The sequence below is a fragment of the Pseudomonas mosselii genome (assembly GCF_005796105.1).
GTDB classification, from domain to species: domain Bacteria; phylum Pseudomonadota; class Gammaproteobacteria; order Pseudomonadales; family Pseudomonadaceae; genus Aquipseudomonas; species Aquipseudomonas mosselii_C.
This window is the reverse complement of the sequence record NZ_VAUO01000015.1, coordinates 59,658-78,316: the sequence shown is the minus strand read 5'-3', so window position 1 is coordinate 78,316 and position 18,659 is coordinate 59,658. Positions and strand designations below refer to the sequence as shown.

General features: G+C 62.8%; 16 protein-coding genes. 7 read left to right on the top strand and 9 right to left on the bottom strand.

Features of this window, described 5'->3' with window-relative positions:
• Positions 1 to 142 precede the first annotated feature (142 nt).
• From FEM01_RS21610 to FEM01_RS21585, 6 genes are all read right to left on the bottom strand, one after another.
• Positions 143 to 394 (bottom strand): DUF3077 domain-containing protein, encoded by a 252-nt coding sequence (locus tag FEM01_RS21610; RefSeq protein ID WP_138221493.1) that lies wholly within the window; start codon positions 392 to 394, stop codon positions 143 to 145.
• Positions 391 to 630: a hypothetical protein gene (locus FEM01_RS21605; RefSeq protein ID WP_138221492.1), complete on the bottom strand. Its 240-nt coding sequence runs from the start codon at positions 628 to 630 to the stop codon at positions 391 to 393. Before FEM01_RS21605 ends, FEM01_RS21610 begins: the two co-directional genes overlap by 4 nt.
• A gap of 407 nt (positions 631 to 1,037) precedes the next feature.
• Positions 1,038 to 1,286 carry a hypothetical protein gene (locus FEM01_RS21600; RefSeq protein ID WP_138221491.1) on the bottom strand — a complete coding sequence of 83 codons (249 nt, stop codon included), beginning with the start codon at positions 1,284 to 1,286 and terminating at the stop codon, positions 1,038 to 1,040.
• A gap of 943 nt (positions 1,287 to 2,229) precedes the next feature.
• Positions 2,230 to 5,040, bottom strand: coding sequence for an FAD-binding and (Fe-S)-binding domain-containing protein (locus FEM01_RS21595; protein WP_138221490.1), 2,811 nt, complete (start codon positions 5,038 to 5,040; stop codon positions 2,230 to 2,232).
• Between the two features lie 77 nt (positions 5,041 to 5,117).
• Complete coding sequence (gene lldD / locus FEM01_RS21590) at positions 5,118 to 6,263, bottom strand: FMN-dependent L-lactate dehydrogenase LldD (RefSeq protein ID WP_138221489.1); 1,146 nt, start codon at positions 6,261 to 6,263, stop codon at positions 5,118 to 5,120.
• Between the two features lie 63 nt (positions 6,264 to 6,326).
• Entirely contained in the window at positions 6,327 to 7,997 is a 1,671-nt protein-coding gene (locus FEM01_RS21585) for a lactate permease LctP family transporter (RefSeq protein WP_138221488.1), read from the bottom strand.
• A 258-nt stretch (positions 7,998 to 8,255) separates the two neighbouring features.
• On the opposite strand from FEM01_RS21585, the gene FEM01_RS21580 reads away from it, so the two are divergent.
• Complete coding sequence (locus tag FEM01_RS21580; protein ID WP_138221487.1) at positions 8,256 to 9,023, top strand: FCD domain-containing protein; 768 nt, start codon at positions 8,256 to 8,258, stop codon at positions 9,021 to 9,023.
• A 168-nt stretch (positions 9,024 to 9,191) separates the two neighbouring features.
• On the opposite strand, the gene smpB is transcribed toward FEM01_RS21580, so the two are convergent.
• Positions 9,192 to 9,674, bottom strand: a complete 483-nt coding sequence (gene smpB, locus FEM01_RS21575) for an SsrA-binding protein SmpB (RefSeq protein ID WP_011532120.1) — start codon at positions 9,672 to 9,674, stop codon at positions 9,192 to 9,194.
• Positions 9,675 to 9,835: 161 nt separating this feature from the next.
• Between smpB and FEM01_RS21570 the strand changes: the two genes are divergently transcribed.
• A complete protein-coding gene (locus tag FEM01_RS21570; protein ID WP_138221486.1) occupies positions 9,836 to 10,270 on the top strand; it encodes a type II toxin-antitoxin system RatA family toxin in 435 nt (144 codons plus the stop codon).
• Positions 10,271 to 10,329: 59 nt separating this feature from the next.
• On the opposite strand, the gene FEM01_RS21565 is transcribed toward FEM01_RS21570, so the two are convergent.
• Complete coding sequence (locus tag FEM01_RS21565; RefSeq protein WP_138221485.1) at positions 10,330 to 10,851, bottom strand: outer membrane protein assembly factor BamE; 522 nt, start codon at positions 10,849 to 10,851, stop codon at positions 10,330 to 10,332.
• A 97-nt stretch (positions 10,852 to 10,948) separates the two neighbouring features.
• Here FEM01_RS21565 and fur point away from each other — a divergent pair, with 97 nt between their 5' ends.
• Positions 10,949 to 11,353, top strand: coding sequence for a ferric iron uptake transcriptional regulator (fur, locus tag FEM01_RS21560; RefSeq protein WP_138221484.1), 405 nt, complete (start codon positions 10,949 to 10,951; stop codon positions 11,351 to 11,353).
• Positions 11,354 to 11,794: 441 nt separating this feature from the next.
• Here fur and recN read toward each other — a convergent pair whose 3' ends face one another.
• Positions 11,795 to 13,468, bottom strand: coding sequence for a DNA repair protein RecN (gene recN / locus FEM01_RS21550; protein ID WP_138221482.1), 1,674 nt, complete (start codon positions 13,466 to 13,468; stop codon positions 11,795 to 11,797).
• 183 nt (positions 13,469 to 13,651) lie between these two features.
• Here recN and grpE point away from each other — a divergent pair, with 183 nt between their 5' ends.
• From grpE to dapB, 4 genes are all read left to right on the top strand, one after another.
• On the top strand, positions 13,652 to 14,206 hold the full coding sequence (grpE, locus tag FEM01_RS21545; protein WP_138221481.1) for a nucleotide exchange factor GrpE: 555 nt from the start codon (positions 13,652 to 13,654) through the stop codon (positions 14,204 to 14,206).
• A gap of 101 nt (positions 14,207 to 14,307) precedes the next feature.
• Positions 14,308 to 16,233, top strand: a complete 1,926-nt coding sequence (gene dnaK / locus FEM01_RS21540) for a molecular chaperone DnaK (RefSeq protein WP_138221480.1) — start codon at positions 14,308 to 14,310, stop codon at positions 16,231 to 16,233.
• A gap of 209 nt (positions 16,234 to 16,442) precedes the next feature.
• On the top strand, positions 16,443 to 17,567 hold the full coding sequence (dnaJ, locus tag FEM01_RS21535) for a molecular chaperone DnaJ (protein WP_138221479.1): 1,125 nt from the start codon (positions 16,443 to 16,445) through the stop codon (positions 17,565 to 17,567).
• A 13-nt stretch (positions 17,568 to 17,580) separates the two neighbouring features.
• On the top strand, positions 17,581 to 18,387 hold the full coding sequence (gene dapB, locus FEM01_RS21530; protein WP_138221478.1) for a 4-hydroxy-tetrahydrodipicolinate reductase: 807 nt from the start codon (positions 17,581 to 17,583) through the stop codon (positions 18,385 to 18,387).
• Positions 18,388 to 18,659 lie beyond the last annotated feature (272 nt).

The window sequence follows — 18,659 nt, the reverse complement described above, 5'->3', positions numbered from 1 at the left end:
GCTGCTTCCGACAGTTGCGTAGGATAGGTCTGAAGGTGCTTTTGGCAGAAGCATCTGCTCGTAGGTTCGGAAATGTCTTACGAGGTTTGGAGCCTCTTCGCGGGCAAGCCCGCTCCCACAGAGGGAGCGGGTGGAGGCGGCATCAGGTTTTGCGCTGCAAACCGATTTCCATGTCATCAATCAGGGCCTTGGCCAGGGCGCTGAGAATCCGGGCTGAGCTGCCGGCGATCAGGTCGCTTTCCATTTCGGCTTCGCGGGTGAGGTGGCGGACGCAGCCGAGCAGGACCGACAACTCGCTGAAAGCATGCTCGAAAGGGATACCGGGCTGGATGCGGCAAAACTCCAGACAGGCGGTGACGCCTGCGGTTTGCCAGTGTCGGGGTTGCTGGGTCATGGCTGGGCTCCTGCTGCATGGCGGGTAAGGGGTTGCAGGAGCTGGCTGAGGTACAGGCTGGTGTTGATGAGTGTTTGGCGCTTGTCTTGGTCGCTGCTGTCGAAGTACAGGTCGAGGATCTGATGCAGGCAGATCATCAACGCTTCGGCTTCGGTGCTCGCATCTTCGGGGGAGAGGTCGGAGGACAGGGTTAGGTAGCTAAGTACGCGGGGCGGATCCGGGACGATTTTTTTCATGGGGTGAATCTCTTGTGCTGCCGTGGGGAAGCACCACCCGCCGAGCAATCTCACAAGCCGAAGGGTGGCAGCCGTGGACGGGGTGAGAATCCGGGGCACAAGAAACCCGGTCAGACCGAAGCCTGCCCGCACACGGCTGCCATAAAGCAAACGCTGAATTTCTTGAAACTACAGGATTCTCACACCCGGTCACCCAATAAGGCGACCCGGTGAAGTTATTCCTGAGTCTCTTGCCCGACAACGTAGCTGCTTCCGACAGTTGCGTAGGATAGGTCTGAAGGTGCGTTTGGCAGAAGCATCTGCTCGTACGTTCGGAAATGTCTTACGAGTTTTGGAGCCTCTTCGCAGGGCAAGCAGGGGCTCGCGATAACCGGGCGGGATCAGGTAGTGATGGTTGGTTGGTTGGCTCAGTCTTCGCCGTCACGCCAATAGCGCGAGCGTTTGAACAGCAGGCGCTGGCCCGCAAGCGCGAACAGCAAAGCCCATTGCCCGCCATCGAGTTGCAGTACTTGCCGTTCGCCCAGTTGGTTGCAGCTTGTGATGGCAATGGCCATGAAGGCGACGTACAGCGTTCTGCGTAACGCTATCGAGCGGCATAGCCAGTCGAGTAGGACGGCTGTGGCCAATAGGTAACCGATCAGGTAAAGCTCTGGCATGTGCGTTTCCTTCATAAGATGAGCAGCAGCGTGGATGTTTGTGGGCCGATGCCGCCACTCACCTGGGCTGACAAAAGCACTAATACACCGCCGACGTGGAACGTAGGCAGACGTGCCTTGGCTGCCCGATTTACGTAAGAACCAGCAGCGGTGCCTGCAATCAGGCTGCCGACCAAGCCTGCTGGGCCCCCCAGCACGGATGCCGTGGCTTTGCCTGCCAGGGCGCCGACAAGGTCGCTGACGCTTTGGCGCTGCTCATTGAGTAGGTCGCCTTGTTGTCGAGTGAGTGGGCGAGATACTGCGACTTGCATGAGGCAGGGCAGGTCGCCTGCCTGCATTCGGTCCTAGAGCTCAGCGATCTTTTCAATGATCTGATAGTGGTGTTTGTGCACAAAGGGCAGAGCCATGCTTCGCAGTTGGCAGCAGTGCTCCGATGTTATGAGGAGTTCGTTTACGTCGAAGACAACACCATGCTGCGTCACGCGTTGGTACGTTTTCTCGATTTGCATGGTTGAGTCCGTTTCCCTGGCTTGAGAGCACGATTCATAGTCCTGCGCACGATGCCTTCCGGGGCAAGCGGGGCATATTCGGCTCGGTCTGAGATTTTGGTGGGAAAGGTCTGTTGCTTTGCGCCGTGTGAGTGCTGTCGATCATTCGCCGGGAGCCGGCTTTCATAGCCCTGCACACCACTTTCTGATTTGGCAGGGGACTGTGGGAGCGGGCTTGCCCGCGAACACCGGCAAAGCCGGTGCCATCCACCGAGTCGCCTGCTTCGCGGGCAAGTCGGGGCGCCGAACCGCCGCTCCCACAGGGTACGCGGAGCGCTTGCGAAATCAGTTCTCTGCGCGACAGCGCAGCCCAAAGGGCTGGGTGATCTCCTACACGAGGTGTGGCGGGTTCTCGGGATCATTTGCCGGGCCGCCGCGTGGGCGGCCCGGATGCTTTAGAGGCTGCGCGCGCGGGTCACGCGGTCTACCAGGTACACCAGGCCGTGATAGTCGATCCCGCTATGGCTCGACAAGCCGATCTCGCACGTGCGGCTGGTGGAAATCCCTTCGCTGCAATACTGCACCGCATCCTTCAGCGTGCGCAGCGAGTGCGCATTGAGCTCCGGCGTGGTGAAGCCCTTGTCGCCGGCAAACCCACAGCAGTGGATACCTTCGGGGATCACCACCTGCTTGCTGCAACGGCGTGCGAGGTCGATCAGGGCCTGGCTTTCGCCCAGGTGCTGGGTGCTGCACGTCACATGCACGGCCACCGGTTCCTCCTGCGGGGTGAACTCCAGCTTGTCGACCAAGTGGGTGCGGATGAAGCGCACCGGGTCGTATAGGTCGAGCCGGGTTTCGCCCAGGTCTTGCACCAGGCGTAGGGTGCAGGGGCTGGTGTCGCAGTAGATCGGGTCGAGGCCGCCGCGGCTGGCGTGCAGCAGCGCGGCGATCAGCTCCTGGCGCTTGTGCTCGGCCTGCTCGGGGTAACCCTTGGAGGCGAACGGTTGGCCGCAGCACAGGCTGTCGGCGTTGCCGGGGAACACCACTTGGTAGCCGGCCTTTTCCAGCAGGGCGCGGGTCTTGTCCAGCAGCGAGCTTTGCTCGCGGTCGGCGTAGGCCGGGCCCATCACGCGCGAGACGCAGGCGGCCAGGTAGACCACGCGCGGGCGCGCGTCGTTGCTCGCGGGGCCGAAGTCGATGGGCTTGAGGGGTTGCGGCAGCGCCGGGGTCCACTGTGGCAGGCGGCTGTTGCTGGCTTTGCTCAGGCTGGCGCTCAGGCGCGCCAGGCGTGGGGCGCCGAGCAGCTTGCGCGCGCCGTTGGCGGCGGCCAGGGTCAGGCGCGCGCCACGCAGGGTGGTGGGGAAGTGCTCGGCCAGCCAGTCGGCGGTCTTGAGGTGCGTGGCGGCCTGGCTGCGCAATTTCTTCACCAGCTCGCCGGTGTTGATGCCTACCGGGCAGCGCTGGGCGCACAGACCGGTCGCGGCGCAGGTGTCGATGCCCTGGTATTGGTAGGTCTGCATCAGCTCGCGGGTGTCGAGGCCGGCGCGGGTCTTGGCCTGGATGTCGCGCCACATCACGATGCGCTGGCGTGGGCTCAGGGTCAGGCCTTTGGACGGGCATACCGGCTCGCAGAAGCCGCACTCGATGCACTTGTCGACGATTTCGTCGGCGGCGGGCAGCGGTTTGAGGTGCTTGAGGTGGATGTCCGGGTCGCTGCTCAGCACCACGTCGGGGTTGAGGATGCCGTGGGGGTCGAGCAGACGCTTGAGCGTCCACATCAGTTGGTAGGCGTCCTGGCCCCACTCCAGCTCGACGAACGGCGCCATGTTACGCCCGGTGCCGTGCTCGGCCTTGAGCGAGCCGCCGAACTCCACCGCCACCAGTTGCGCCACGTCATCCATGAAGGCCTGGTAACGCGCGATTTCTGCGGCGCTGTTGAAGCCTTGGGTGAAGACGAAATGCAGGTTGCCTTCCAGGGCGTGGCCGAAAATGATCGCTTCGTCGTAGCGGTGCTTGTCGAACAGCTGGATCAGGCGGTTGACGCCTTCGGCCAGTTGCTCGACGGGGAAGGTGACGTCCTCGATGATCACCGTGGTGCCTGTCTGGCGCACGGCGCCGACGGCGGGGAAGGTGTCCTTGCGGATTTTCCACAGCTGGTTGTACACCGCCGGGTCTTCGCTGAAGTCGACCTTTTGCTCCAGCGGGTAGTCGGCGATGGCGGCCATCACCTGTTCGAGCTGTTCGTGCAGCAGGCTCTGGCTGGCGGCGCGGGATTCGATCAGCAGCGCGCAGGCGTTGTCCGACAGGCCTTTTACCCAGGTCGGCATGCCGGGCATCGCTTGCACTGAGCGCATGCTGCGCCGGTCGAGCAGTTCCACCGCCGAGACGGGCTGGCGCTTGAGCACGGTCACCGCGCGGCAGCAGCTTTCGACACTGGGGAACACCAGCAGGGCGCTGGCCTTGTGCGGGTGGTCGGGCACGGTGTTGTAGGTGACGGCGCTGATGAAGCCCAGCGTGCCTTCGGAGCCGACTAGCAGGTGTTGCAGGATATCCAGCGGCTGGTCGTAGTCCACCAGGGCGTTGAGCGACAGGCCGGTGGTGTTTTTTAGCCGGTACTTGTGGCGGATGCGCTCGGCAAGTTCCGTGTTGGCGCGGGTTTCGCGCCCCAGGCGGGCGAGTTCGTCGAGCAGGCTGGCGTGGCTGCGTTCGAAGGCGGCCACGCTGGCGGGGTCTTCGCTGTCCAGGCGGGTGCCGTCGGCCAGCACCAGGCGCAGGCCGGCCAGGGTGTGGTAGGTGTTCTGCGCGGTGCCGCAGCACATGCCGCTGGCGTTGTTGGCGACGATGCCGCCGATCTTGCAGGCGTTGATCGAGGCCGGGTCTGGGCCGATCTTGCGCCCGTAGGGGGCTAGCCAGGCGTTGGCTTGGGCGCCGATCACGCCGGGTTGCAGGCGGATCTGCTCGCCCTCGGCGCGGATTTCCTTGCCGCTCCAGTTGTCGCCCAGCACGATCAGCACCGAATCGCTGATGGCCTGGCCGCTGAGGCTGGTGCCGGCGGCGCGGAAGGTCACCGGCACGCGGTCGCGCTGGGCCAGTTGCAGCAGCGCGACCACTTCCTCCTCGGACTCGACCCGTACCACCAGCTTGGGGATCAGCCGGTAGAAGCTGGCGTCGGTGCCGAAGGCCAGGGTCGAGGTGGGGTCGTCGAAGCGGCGTTCGGCGGGGATCAGGCGCTGGGCATCGCGCAGGAACGCGGCGGGCAGGCTCATGCAGTCTCCTCGCGGGGGCGCGGCGTCTGGTGCGCGGCGTACCCCGGTCATTCAGGCGGAATCAGGTGGGGGCGCGCTCAGGCGCCCAGTTCGCGGACCAGCGAGTCGCGGGTGATCTCGCTGATGGATTTGGCGCCGGTCAGCACCATGGCCACGCGCATTTCTTTTTCGAACAGCTCCAGCAGGTTCTTTACCCCGGCTTCGCCGTGGGTGGCCAGGGCATACAGGAAGGCGCGGCCGATCAGCACGCTGTCGGCGCCCAGGGCTATCATGCGCACCACGTCCAGGCCACTGCGGATGCCCGAGTCGGCGAGGATCTTGATGTCGCCCTTGACCGCATCGGCGATGGCCGGCAGCGCGCGGGCACTGGACAGCACGCCGTCGAGCTGACGCCCGCCGTGGTTGGAGACGACGATGCCGTCGGCGCCGAACTTGACCGCGTCGCGGGCGTCGTCGGCATCCAGAATGCCTTTGATGATCATCGGGCCGTCCCAGAATTCGCGGATCCACTCCAGGTCTTTCCACGAGATCGACGGGTCGAAGTTGGCTCCCAGCCAGCCGATGTAGTCAGCCAGCCCGGTGGGGTTGCCACGGTATTTGGAGATGTTGCCCAGATCGTGGGGGCGGCCCATGACGCCGACATCCCAGGCCCATTCGGGGTGGGTCATGGCTTGCAGCACGCGGCGCAGCGGGCCGTGCTTGCCGCTCATGCCGGAGTGGGCGTCGCGGTAGCGCGCGCCGGGCACGGGCATGTCGACGGTGAACACCAGGGTCTTCACTCCGGCGGCCTTGGCGCGCTCCAGGGCGTTGCGCATGAAACCGCGGTCCTTGAGCACGTAAAGCTGGAACCACATCGGCCGGTCGATGGCCGGGGCGACTTCCTCGATTGGGCAGACCGAGACCGTGGACATCGTGAACGGAATGCCGTGGGCCGCTGCTGCACGGGCCGCCTGCACTTCGCCACGCCTGGCGTACATGCCGGTGAGGCCGACCGGGGCGAGGGCCACGGGCATGCTCAGGGTTTCGTCGAACAGGCGGGTTTCGAGGCTCAGTTCCGACATGTTCTTCAGCACGCGCTGACGCAGGGCGATGCTGGCCAGGTCGGAAACGTTGTGGCGCAGGGTGTGTTCGGCGTAGGCGCCGCCGTCGGCGTAATGGAACAGGAAAGGAGGCAGCTTGCGTTGGGCCGCGGCGCGATAGTCGGTGGAGGCGGAAATAATCATGGATTCTCGCAGCGTGGGTTGAAGGTGATGCCGGGCGCGTCTGGGCGCCCGGCCCCTTTCACTTTAGTGATGAACCAGCATGCCGGTGAGCCAGTAGGCTTGGATCAGGGTGATCAGGCCGACGATGGTGGCGAAGAACAGGCTGTGCTTGACGGTGAAGCGGAACAGATCCGACTCCTTGCCGACCAGGCCGGTGGCGGCGCAGGCCACGGCGATCGACTGCGGCGAGATCATCTTGCCGGTCACGCCGCCGCTGGTATTGGCGGCGACCAGCAGGGTGTCGTTGACCTCGATCTGGTGCGCGGTGGTGGCTTGCAGCGAGCTGAACAGGGCGTTGGACGAGGTGTCGGAGCCGGTCAGGAACACGCCCAGCCAGCCGAGGAACGGCGAGAAGAACGGGAACGCAGCGCCGGTGCCGGCCAGGACCAGGGCCAGGGTCGAGGACATGCCTGAGTAGTTAGTGACGAAGGCGAAGGCCAGCACCATGCCAATCGACAGGATCGGCCAGCGCAGTTCCCAGAGGGTTTCTTTGAAAGTGGTCAGACCAGTTTTGATGTTGATCTTGAGCACCAGCATCGACAGCAGCGCCGAGAGGAAGATCGCCGTGCCGGTGGCCGAGATCGGGTCGAGCTTGAACACCGCAGGCATGGCGGTGGGGGCGGCGACGATCGGCGCGGTCTTGATCACCAGTTGGTCGAGGTGCGGGATGGCGAAGTTGAAGACGAAGTTGTACATCGCGCCGCCTGGAGCGAACGCGGCCTTGAACGGCTTGAGGGTCCAGAGGGTGACCAGCACGGTGAGGATCAGGAACGGCGACCAGGCCTTGAAGATCTCGCCGAAGCTGTACGGGGTCGGCTGGCTGCCGCCCGATTGCACCACGGCGGCGCCCACACTGCCGTGGGCCTCGCTGAAGGCGCGCTTGGGCTGCCAGACCTTGAGGAACAGGGTCAGGGCGATCAGGCTGGCCAGTGCCGAGGTGATGTCCGGCAGCTCTGGGCCGATGAAGTTCGAGGTGAAGTACTGGGTGACGGCGAAGCTCAGGCCGGCGACCAGGGCGGCAGGCCAGGTTTCCTTGACGCCGCGCAGGCCGTCCATCATGAACACCAGCCAGAACGGCACGAACAGCGACAGCAGCGGCAGTTGGCGGCCGGTCATGGCGCCGATGTGGAAGGCGTCGATGCCGGTGACCTGGCCGGCCACGATGATCGGGATGCCGAGGGCGCCGAAGGCCACCGGGGCGGTGTTGGCGATCAGGCACAGGCCGGCGGCGTACAGTGGGTTGAAGCCCAGGCCCACCAGCAGTGCGGCGGTGATCGCCACGGGCGCGCCGAAGCCGGCTGCGCCTTCGAGGAAGGCGCCGAAGCAGAAGCCGATCAGCAGCACTTGCAGGCGTTGGTCGTCGGTGATCGACAGCACCGAGCTGCGGATCACTTCGAACTGGCCGCTCTTGACCGTGAGTTTGTACAGGAACACCGCGGCAACGATGATCCAGGCGATTGGCCACAGGCCGTAGAGGAAGCCATAGCCTGCGGCAGCGAAGGCCATGTCGACCGGCATGTGGAAGGCGAAGATCGCCACTAGGATGGACAGTGCAAGGGTAATGCTGCCTGCGACGTGGCCCTTGAGGCGGAACACGGCGAGGGCGAGGAAGAAGAACACGATAGGAATGACCGCCGCCAGTGCGGACAGGCCGAGACTACCGAGTGGGGTATAGAGTTGTTGCCAGGTTTGCATACGGGTGGCCCCTAATTGTTGTTGGTCAAGGCACTGGCATTGGATAATTGGTAAGACCAATTTACAATGTCTGGGCGCTAGGTTAAAAGCCACTTCATGGGTGTGTCAATTTGTCCGAGGGAAAACTTTGGTCGCAGGCCGATGAGTGGGCGACTGAGGGGTGGTGAAAAACGCCATCTGATGGGTGTCGGGAGGGGCCGGTTAGGCGCAGAATAGGCGCCCCGGCTCAGCACCTCCGGGGTTCGTGGAGAGCATGTGATGGTTTTTGATCAGGTCCGCCAACGGCGCCTGTCCGACGATATCGTCGATCGCTTGGAAGGGATGATTCTCGAAGGCACGTTGACGTCTGGTCAGCGCCTGCCGGCTGAGCGCACCTTGGCTGAACAGTTCGGCGTGTCCCGCCCGTCGTTGCGTGAGGCGATCCAGAAGCTGGTGGCTAAAGGCTTGCTGGTCAGTCGCCAGGGCGGCGGTAACTACGTGGCTGACTCGCTGGGTTCGACCTTCAGCGATCCGCTGCTCAAGCTGCTCGAAGGCAGCCCCGAGGCGCAGCGCGACCTGCTGGAGTTTCGTCATACCCTCGAAGCGTCCTGCGCCTACTACGCGGCGCAGCGCGCCACTGCGCCGGACCGCGAACGCCTGAAGGTGGCGTTCGATGCGTTGCAGGATTGCTATAACCGGGTCGGTGAAGTCGACCGGGCAGAGGAGGGCGCGGCCGATGCGCGTTTCCATTTGGCTATCGCCGAGGCCAGCCACAATGCCGTGTTGTTGCACACCATTCGTGGGCTGTTCGATCTGCTCAAGCGTAACGTGGTCACCAATATCGGCGGCATGTACCAGCAGCGTTCAGAGACGCGCGACATGTTGATCAGTCAGCACCGTGAGCTGTACGAGGCAATCGTCGAGGGGCGTGCCGATGAGGCGCGGGAGGTGTCCAGTCGGCACATTCTGTATGTGCAGGAGGTGCTGGAAGAGGCGCAGCAAGAGGCTCAGCGAGTGGCGCGGGCGGAGCGGCGCAGCGGGCGTTGAGTGCTCGCCCGCTTGCGGCTTGCGCGATTTTTGTAGGAGCGGCCTTGTGTCGCGAAAAGGGCGCGCAGTGCCCTCAAGATATCTGCATCACTCAAGATCGTCGGGGGCTGCTTTGCAGCCCTTTCGCGACACAAGGCCGCTCCTACACGCGACCGCGTGGGCAGGACGTTACTCTTCCTTGCCCTTGTTGCGCATGGTGCGCTGCAGCTCGCGGTTGGAGTCGCGTTCGCGCACGGTGTCGCGCTTGTCGAACTCCTTCTTGCCCTTGCCGAGCGCGATTTCGCACTTGATCAGGTGCTTGCTCCAGTACAGCGACATCGCCACGCAGGTGTAGCCTTTTTGCGCCACGGCCGCTTCCAGGCGCTCGAGCTCGCGCTTGTTCAGCAGCAGCTTGCGGGTGCGGATGGGATCGGCGATGACGTGGGTGCTGGCGGTGGTCAGCGGTGTGATGTGGCTGCCGAACAGCCAGGCTTCGCCATCCTTCAGCAATACGTAGCTGTCGGTCAGGTGTGCCTTGCCGGCCCGCAGGCTTTTTACTTCCCAGCCGGACAGGACCAGCCCGGCCTCGAACTTGTGTTCGATGAAGTAATCGTGTCGCGCTTTTTTGTTTTGCGCGATGGTCCCGGTCGGATGTTTCTTTTGCTTAGCCATAGGGGCGGCATTATAGGCAGTCGCTGCGTCCTCGGCTATGGGGTTTAGGTGTGCTTGAGCCTGTAGGACTAATCCCGGACAATGCAGGGGCTGTTCCGTTGAACGGAATCGATTTTCCGGCGCTGCGATGCGCCACCGCCCAGTTTGGAAGTGACGCCTGGATGACTACCCATATTCAACGCTCGGCCCTGCTGCCTTACCCCGCCCAGGCGCTCTACGACTTGGTCAATGATGTGGCCAGCTACCCGGCGTTCTTGCCGTGGTGCTCGGCGTCGACGGTGATCGAGGCCAGTGACACGCAGATGCGCGCCAAGCTCGAAGTGGCCAAGGGCGGGATGAGCCAGCAGTTCGTGACGCGTAATGTGCTGGTGCCGGGGCAGTCCATCGAGATGAACCTGGAGGAGGGGCCGTTCACCCAGTTGCATGGGGTGTGGGTGTTCAAGCCTTTGGGCGAGAAAGCCTGCAAGATCAGCCTGGACTTGTCGTTCGATTATGCCGGTGCCCTGGTCCGTGCAACGCTCGGGCCGTTGTTCAACCAAGCGGCCAATACGATGGTCGATGCCTTCTGCCAGCGCGCCAAGCAACTTTATAGCTGACGAAGGCGCGCATAAAAAAAGCCCGGATAATGTCCGGGCTTTTTCGTCTACGCCTGTGGTTACTGAGGCGAGGTTTCCAGCGGGGCTGGGGTCGGAACCGGGGTCGTTTGGATGGTGTCGATCTCTTTCTGGATCGACTCTTCCAGCGAGCCTGCCTTGGCCGGTTTCTCAGCGGGTTGGCCAGGCTGTTGGGCCGGGCTGACGCGGGTATCGCCGCTGCCACCAAGGATTTCCTGGTCGCGGCTCACGCCTGGCATGAAGTCGCCGGCCAGGCTGACCAGTTGGTCGTTGTCGTTGAAGAAGATGCTCATGCGCTCTTGCTGGCGCCGGCCACCACCGGGCTGAAGGCTATACAGATAGTCCCAGCGGTTGGTGTGGAAGGTGTCCTGGAGCAGGGGGTTGCCCATGATAAACCTTACTTGCCGACGGGTCATTCCGGGGCGCAATTGGTCTATCATGTCCTGCGTGACGACATTGCCCTGCTGGATGTCGATTTTGTAAACCCCGGGAAACGAGCAACCGGCGAGTGCGAGCAGTCCCACGAGGGTGAGGCTGGTTAGCAAGAGCTTGGTGTTTTGCATCGGTGGGCGACTTCCACTATCTTGGCTGGACAACGTAAACCCCGATCATACCCGTATTAAGAGAAGCTGCGAAGCAGCATCGGCGAGAAAGCTGACCATGGTTGAAAATAGCGAATTACGCAAAGCCGGCCTCAAGGTGACCCTGCCTCGAGTCAAGATTCTTCAGATGCTCGACTCTGCCGAGCAGCGTCACATGAGTGCCGAGGACGTCTACAAGGCGCTGATGGAGGCTGGCGAGGACGTCGGTCTGGCGACCGTGTATCGCGTACTGACCCAATTCGAGGCTGCGGGTCTGGTGGTTCGCCACAACTTCGACGGCGGTCATGCGGTATTCGAACTGGCTGACGGTGGTCATCACGACCACATGGTCAACGTGGATAGCGGCGAAGTGATCGAGTTCGTCGACACCGAGATCGAGAAGCGCCAGAAGGAAATCGTGGCCGAGCACGGCTACGAGTTGGTGGACCACAACCTGGTCCTCTACGTGCGCAAGAAAAAGTAACGATTTCGATCGTTATGAATGACAAAGGCGACCTTCGGGTCGCCTTTGTGCTTTGTGCCTGAAAAACGCATTCCCCTGTGGGCGGCTGTGCCGGTGCGCTGGATCGGCCGGAAAGGGCTGCGAAGCCGCCCCGACGATCTTGGATAGCGCCAAAATCCTGGGGCCGCTTCGCAGCCCTTTCGCGGCACAAGGCCGCTCTCATAGAACTACACATAACTTGTTGATTTAGAAGAAATCTGTGGGAGCGGGCTTGCCGGAGTGCCGGACCACCGCGAACACCGGCAAAGCCGGTGCCATACACCGAGTCGCCTACTTCGCGGGCAAGTCGGGGCGCCGAACCGCCGCTCCCACAGGGTACGCGGAGCGCTTGCGAAATCAGTTCTCTGCGCGACAGCGCAGCCCAAAGGGCTGGGTGATCTCCTACAGGGAGTGCGGTCAGTCTCAAGCCTTGCTGCTGACTACCATCTTGCGCGCATGGGCCAGGGATTCCTTGGTCAGGTCGATGCCGCCGAGCATGCGTGCCACTTCCTCGACGCGCTCGCGTTTGCCCAGGTTGGCCACCGCCGTGTGGGTGGTGTCGCTGTTGCGCACTTTATGCACGAACAGGTGATGATGGCCCTGTGCGGCGACTTGGGGCAGGTGGGTGACGGTGAGTACCTGGCCGCGCTCGCCGAGTCGGCGCAGTAACTGGCCGACGATTTCGGCGGTGGGTCCGCCGATGCCCACGTCCACTTCGTCGAACACCAGGGTGGGAATGCGTGAGGTCTGTGCGGTGATCACCTGAATCGCCAGGCTGATGCGTGACAGCTCGCCCCCCGATGCCACCTTGGCCAGCCCCTTGAGGGGTTGGCCGGGGTTGGCGCTGACCAGCAGTTCGATCTGCTCCAGGCCGTGGGGTGAGAGTTCGTCGTTGTTGAAAGGCGAAAGCGCGATGCAGAAGCGTCCGCCGGGCATGCCCAGGCGCTGGATCTCCAGTTCGACCGCGCTGGCCAGTTGCGTCGCGGCCTGTTGGCGCAGGGCGCTCAGCTCGGTTGCCTTCTCTTTATAGTGCTGCGCAAAGGCTTTCAGCTCTTCGCCGAGTCGTTCGAGGGACTCGTCGCTGGCGTTCAGCCCTTCTAGCTCCTCCATCAACTGTTGTTGCAGGTGGGGCAGCTCGGTGGGGTGGACGCGGTGTTTACGGGCCAGCGTGTAGAGGGTGTCGAGCCGCTCTTCAAGGGCCTGCAGGCGCAGTGGGTCGGCATCGAAATGGTCGAGGAAGCGGTTGAGTTCGCCTACGGCCTCCTCGATTTGGATTTGCGCGCTGGCGATCAGATTGACGGCCTCGTGCAGGGCCTTGGGGGCGTTGCTGACGGCAGTCAGGCGATTGAGGCTGACAGTCAGTGCGCTGAGCACGTTCCCCGAATCGCTTTCGCTGCACTGGTCGATGACCTGGCGGCAGATGCCGAACAATGCCTCGGCATTGGTCAGGTTCTTGTGCTCTTGCTCGAGTTGCTCCAGCTCGTTTTCACCCAGGCCGAGGTTGTCCAGTTCTTCGAGCTGGTAGCTCAGCAACTGGTGACGAGCGCGTTGCTCGTCGCCAGCGTTGCTCAGGCGCTCGAGCTCCTGGCGCGTCTGGTTCCAGCGCTTGGCGGCCAGTTGTACCTGGCGGGCCAGGTCAATGGCGCCAGCGTATTCGTCCAGCAGGCGGCGGTGCGTGTCGGTTTTCAGCAGCGACTGGTGCTCGTGCTGGCTGTGGATGTCGATCAGCAGTTCGCCCAGTGCCTTGAGGTCGCCCAGCGGGCAGGGCGTGCCGTTGATGTAGCCGCGGCTGCGGCCCTCGGCGGTGATGACTCGGCGCAGGATGCACGGGCCGTCGCTTTCGAGGTCGCGCTCGGCGAGCCAGGTATGGGCCTCGGGGATGTCGATCAGGTCGAACGTGGCGAGGATGTCCGCCTTGTCTGCGCCGGGCCGCACTACGCCGCTGTCGGCGCGATCGCCCAGGGCCAGGCCCAGGGCGTCGAGCATGATCGACTTGCCGGCCCCGGTTTCGCCGGTGATTACCGACATGCCGCGGGCGAGTTCGAGGTCGAGGTGTTCGACGATGGCGTAGTTGCGAATGGACAGGTGCAGCAGCATGAGGGCGGCTCCCGGAAGCTTGGGTCTGGTTATTTATACAGTGGTTTGCAGTTGGCTGACAATGCCCGTCGGGCGAATATGGAAATGCACTTGCCCCCTTGAAGCTGGTTTTTCCGACCCCATATAGCCGGCAAGACATGGCGGGCGTGGCCCGCACCCCAGAAATTGCGAAGGAGAAACCCGATGGCTGACGAACAGCTGGATGAGAAGAACCTGAATGCCGAAGAAGCCGGTGCCGGCACTGCCGATGCTCGCGTTCTGGAGCTCGAGGAGCAGCTGGCCGCGGCCAAGGATCAGTCCCTGCGCGCCGCCGCCGACCTGCAGAACACCCGTCGGCGTGCCGAGCAGGATGTCGAGAAGGCCCACAAGTTCGCCCTGGAGAAGTTTGCGGGCGACCTGCTGCCGGTCATCGACAGCCTTGAGCTGGCCCTGGCCCACTCCAGCGCCGACGACGAGAACGTGAAGAAAATCCGTGAAGGTGTCGAACTGACCCTGAAGATGTTCCAGGACACCCTCAAGCGCTACAACCTCGAAGCCATCGACCCCCATGGTCAGCCGTTCAACCCCGAGCATCACCAGGCCATGGCCATGCAGGAAAACGCCGAGGTCGAGCCGAACAGCGTGCTGAACGTGTTCCAGAAGGGCTACCTGCTCAGCGGTCGTCTGCTGCGCCCCGCGATGGTGGTGGTCAGCAAGGCGCCTGCGGCGCCGCAGCCTTCTATCGATGAAAAGGCTTGAAATCCTTTCGGGCATCCCCATCTAGGTGTCAAGCCTTCAAGTATTACCGCAGTTGGCCAGTGACGCCGCTGTGAACACATTCAAGTTTCGGGAGAGTTAACATGGGCAAAATCATCGGTATCGACCTGGGGACCACCAACTCGTGCGTCTCCATCCTGGAAGACGGCAAGGTCAAGGTCATCGAGAACGCCGAAGGCGCGCGTACCACCCCTTCGATCATCGCCTACGCCAACGATGGCGAGATTCTGGTCGGTCAGTCGGCCAAGCGTCAGGCTGTGACCAACCCGCACAACACCTTGTTCGCGGTCAAGCGTCTGATCGGTCGTCGTTTCGAAGAAGACGTCGTACAGAAAGACATCAAGCTGGTGCCTTACAAAATCGTCAAGGCCAGCAACGGTGACGCTTGGGTTCAAGCCAGCGGCAAGGACATGGCACCGCCGCAGATCAGCGCCGAAGTGCTGAAGAAAATGAAGAAGACCGCCGAAGACTACCTCGGTGAGTCGGTCACCGAAGCGGTCATCACCGTGCCGGCCTACTTCAACGACAGCCAGCGTCAGGCCACCAAGGACGCCGGTCGCATCGCCGGTCTGGACGTCAAGCGAATCATCAACGAGCCGACCGCCGCTGCACTGGCCTATGGTATGGACAAGGCCAAGGGCGACCACACCATCATCGTCTATGACCTCGGTGGTGGTACTTTCGACGTTTCGGTCATCGAAATTGCCGAAGTCGACGGTGAGCACCAGTTCGAAGTACTGGCCACCAACGGCGACACCTTCCTGGGTGGCGAAGACTTCGACATGCGCCTGATCGACTACCTCGTGGACGAGTTCAAGAAAGAGTCCGGCATGGACCTGAAGAACGATCCTCTAGCCCTGCAGCGCCTGAAAGAAGCCGCTGAAAAAGCCAAGATCGAGCTGTCCTCGGCCCAGTCCACCGACGTCAACCTGCCGTACATCACTGCTGATGCAACCGGTCCGAAGCACCTGAACGTGAAGATCTCCCGCGCCAAGCTGGAGTCGCTGGTCGAAGACCTGGTTCAGCGCACCATCGAGCCTTGCCGCATCGCCCTGAAAGACGCCGGCATCGACGCCAGCAAGATCGACGACGTGATCCTGGTCGGTGGCCAGACCCGTATGCCGATGGTGCAGAAGGCCGTGGCTGACTTCTTCGGTAAAGAAGCCCGCAAAGACGTCAACCCGGACGAAGCCGTCGCCATGGGTGCTGCCATCCAAGGCGCCGTTCTGGCCGGTGATGTGAAAGACGTACTGCTGCTGGACGTCAGCCCGCTGACCCTGGGTATCGAAACCATGGGCGGCGTGATGACCCCGCTGATCGAGAAGAACACCACCATCCCGACCAAGAAGTCGCAGGTGTTCTCGACCGCTGACGACAATCAGGGCGCCGTGACCATTCACGTGCTGCAAGGCGAGCGCAAGCAAGCGGCGCAGAACAAGTCGCTGGGCAAGTTCGACCTGGCTGACATTCCGCCAGCGCCGCGCGGTGTGCCACAGATCGAAGTAACCTTCGACATCGACGCCAACGGCATCCTGCACGTCAGCGCGAAGGACAAGGCCACCGGCAAGTCGCAGTCGATCGTGATCAAGGCCAACTCCGGTCTGTCGGACGAGGAAATCGAGCGCATGGTGCGTGACGCCGAGGCCAACGCCGAGGAAGACCGCAAGTTCGAAGAACTGGCTGCTGCTCGTAACCAGGGTGACGCGCTGGTTCACTCGACCCGCAAAATGGTCGCTGATGCCGGTGACAAGGTCACTGCTGAAGAGAAAACCGCGATCGAAGCGGCTGTGGTTGCCCTGGAAGCCGCTGTCAAAGGCGATGACAAGGCCACCATCGACGCCAAGGTCGAGGAGCTGTCCAAGGTCTCGGCGCCGGTTGCCCAGAAGATGTACGCCGAGCAACAGGCTGAGCAGCCGCAGGGCGGCGCCCAGCAGGCCGAGCCTGAAGCCAAGCACGACGACGTGGTTGACGCCGAGTTCGAAGAAGTGAAAGACAACAACAAGCAGTAATCCCTGCCTGTTGTCGGCCAGTTCAGTGGCATTTGCCGCTGAACTGGTAGGATGTCGCCGCGCGGGGGCTTGCTCCCGCGTTGGCGTGTCTGGAACACGAGAATTTTTACAGCATCTGTCTGGGCGCATTCGCGTATGGCGGCAGGTGTTGGCGGCACGGCGCGACAGCTGCGCGCCGGTGCCAAACACCCCAAGAGTGCAAATGACCTATGTCCAAACGTGATTTTTATGAGGTGCTGGGTGTCGAGCGCGGCGCCAGCGAGGGCGACCTCAAGAAGGCCTACCGCCGTCTGGCGATGAAGTACCACCCGGACCGCAACCCGGGCGATAAAGAGTCCGAAGACAAGTTCAAGGAGGCCAACGAGGCCTACGAAGTGCTGTCTGACGCGGGCAAGCGCTCCGCTTACGACCAATACGGTCACGCCGGTGTCGACCCAAGTATGGGTGGCGGCGGTGCTGGCTTCGGCGGTGCCAACTTCTCCGATATTTTCGGTGATGTGTTCAGCGATTTCTTCGGTGGTGGTCGCGGTGGTTCGCGCGGTGGTGCCCAGCGTGGCAGCGACCTGCGCTACACCCTTGAGCTGAACCTCGAAGAGGCTGTGCGCGGTACGACGGTCAGCATCCGCGTACCTACGCTGGTCAACTGCAAGCCGTGCGATGGCTCCGGCGCCAAGAAAGGCTCCACGCCTTCCACGTGCCCGACCTGTGGCGGTATCGGCCAGGTGCGCATGCAGCAAGGCTTCTTCTCGGTGCAACAGACCTGCCCGCGCTGCCATGGCCAGGGCAAGATCATCACCGACCCGTGCACGTCGTGCCACGGTGAAGGTCGTGTCGAGGAATACAAGACCCTCTCGGTCAAGGTGCCAGCGGGTGTCGATACTGGCGACCGCATTCGCTTGTCCGGTGAAGGCGAGGCGGGTGCCCAGGGTGGCCCGACCGGCGACTTGTACGTGGTCATCAGTGTGCGTGAGCACGCGATCTTCCAGCGCGACGGCAAGCACCTGTACTGTGAAGTGCCGATTAGCTACACCGACGCAGCCTTGGGTGGCGAGTTGGAAGTACCGACGCTCGATGGCCGCGTGAAACTGAAAATTCCCGAAGGCACCCAGACCGGCAAGCAGTTCCGTCTGCGCGGCAAGGGTGTGGCGCCGGTGCGTGGCGGCGGTGCAGGCGACCTGCTGTGCCGCGTTGCGGTCGAAACGCCGGTCAACCTCAGCCGTCGCCAGCGCGAGTTGCTCGAAGAGCTGCGCGATTCGCTGGATGGCGACAGTTCCCACTCGCCCAAGGCCAGTGGCTGGTTCGAAGGCGTGAAGCGCTTCTTCGGCGATCTTTGACAAGGAACAGGCTATGCGACGTATTGCAGTGATGGGCGCCGCCGGGCGCATGGGCAAGGTGCTGATCGAGGCGGTTCAGCAGCAGGCGCCGAAGGCCGGCCTGACCGCCGCCATTCATCGCCCCGACAGCACCCTGGTAGGTGCTGACGCCGGTGAGCTGGCAGGTCTTGGGCGAATCGGCGTGCCGATTGTCGATGATCTGGCCAAGGTGGTCGAGGAATTCGACGTGCTGATCGATTTCACGCACCCGTCGGTCACCCTGAAAAACCTCGCGTTCTGCCGCAAGGCTGGCAAGGCGATGGTCATCGGTACCACCGGTTTCAGTGCCGAAGAGAAGCAGTTGCTGGTGGAGGCGGGCAAGGAGATCCCGATCGTCTTCGCGGCCAACTTCAGCGTGGGCGTCAACCTGTGCCTGAAGCTGCTGGATACCGCTGCCCGTGTGCTGGGTGATGAGGTGGACATCGAGATTCTCGAAGCGCATCACCGGCACAAGGTCGATGCGCCATCGGGCACGGCCCTGCGCATGGGGGAAGTGGTGGCCCAGGCGCTGGGGCGTGACCTGCGTGAAGTGGCGGTCTATGGTCGTGAGGGGCAGACGGGTGCTCGTGAACGGCAGACCATCGGCTTCGCTACGGTGCGGGCGGGCGACGTTGTGGGTGATCATACCGTGCTGTTCGCTGCCGAAGGCGAGCGCGTGGAGATCACCCATAAGGCTTCCAGCCGCATGACCTTCGCCAAGGGTGCGGTGCGTGCTGCGCTGTGGCTGGAGGGGCGTGAGCCTGCGCTGTATGACATGCAGGATGTGCTTGAGCTGCACTGATGCCGCCTTGCTGCGCAGCCCCTGTAGGAGCGGCCTTGTGCCGCGAAGGGAGCGCGTAGCGGTCCCAGGATTTGCGCATCACGCAAGATTGCCGGGGCTGCTTCGCAGCCCTTTCGCGACACAAGGCTGGCCGCTCCTACAGGGGCATGTCGCGCAGGCCTGTCGCATTCATGTGTTTTAGAGACACATATGCGGTAGACCCAAAAGGCACTTTTCTGTAAGCTACAGCTTTAGTGTGTCCACTAAAAGCGCGCAGCGAATTGAATTCAGCA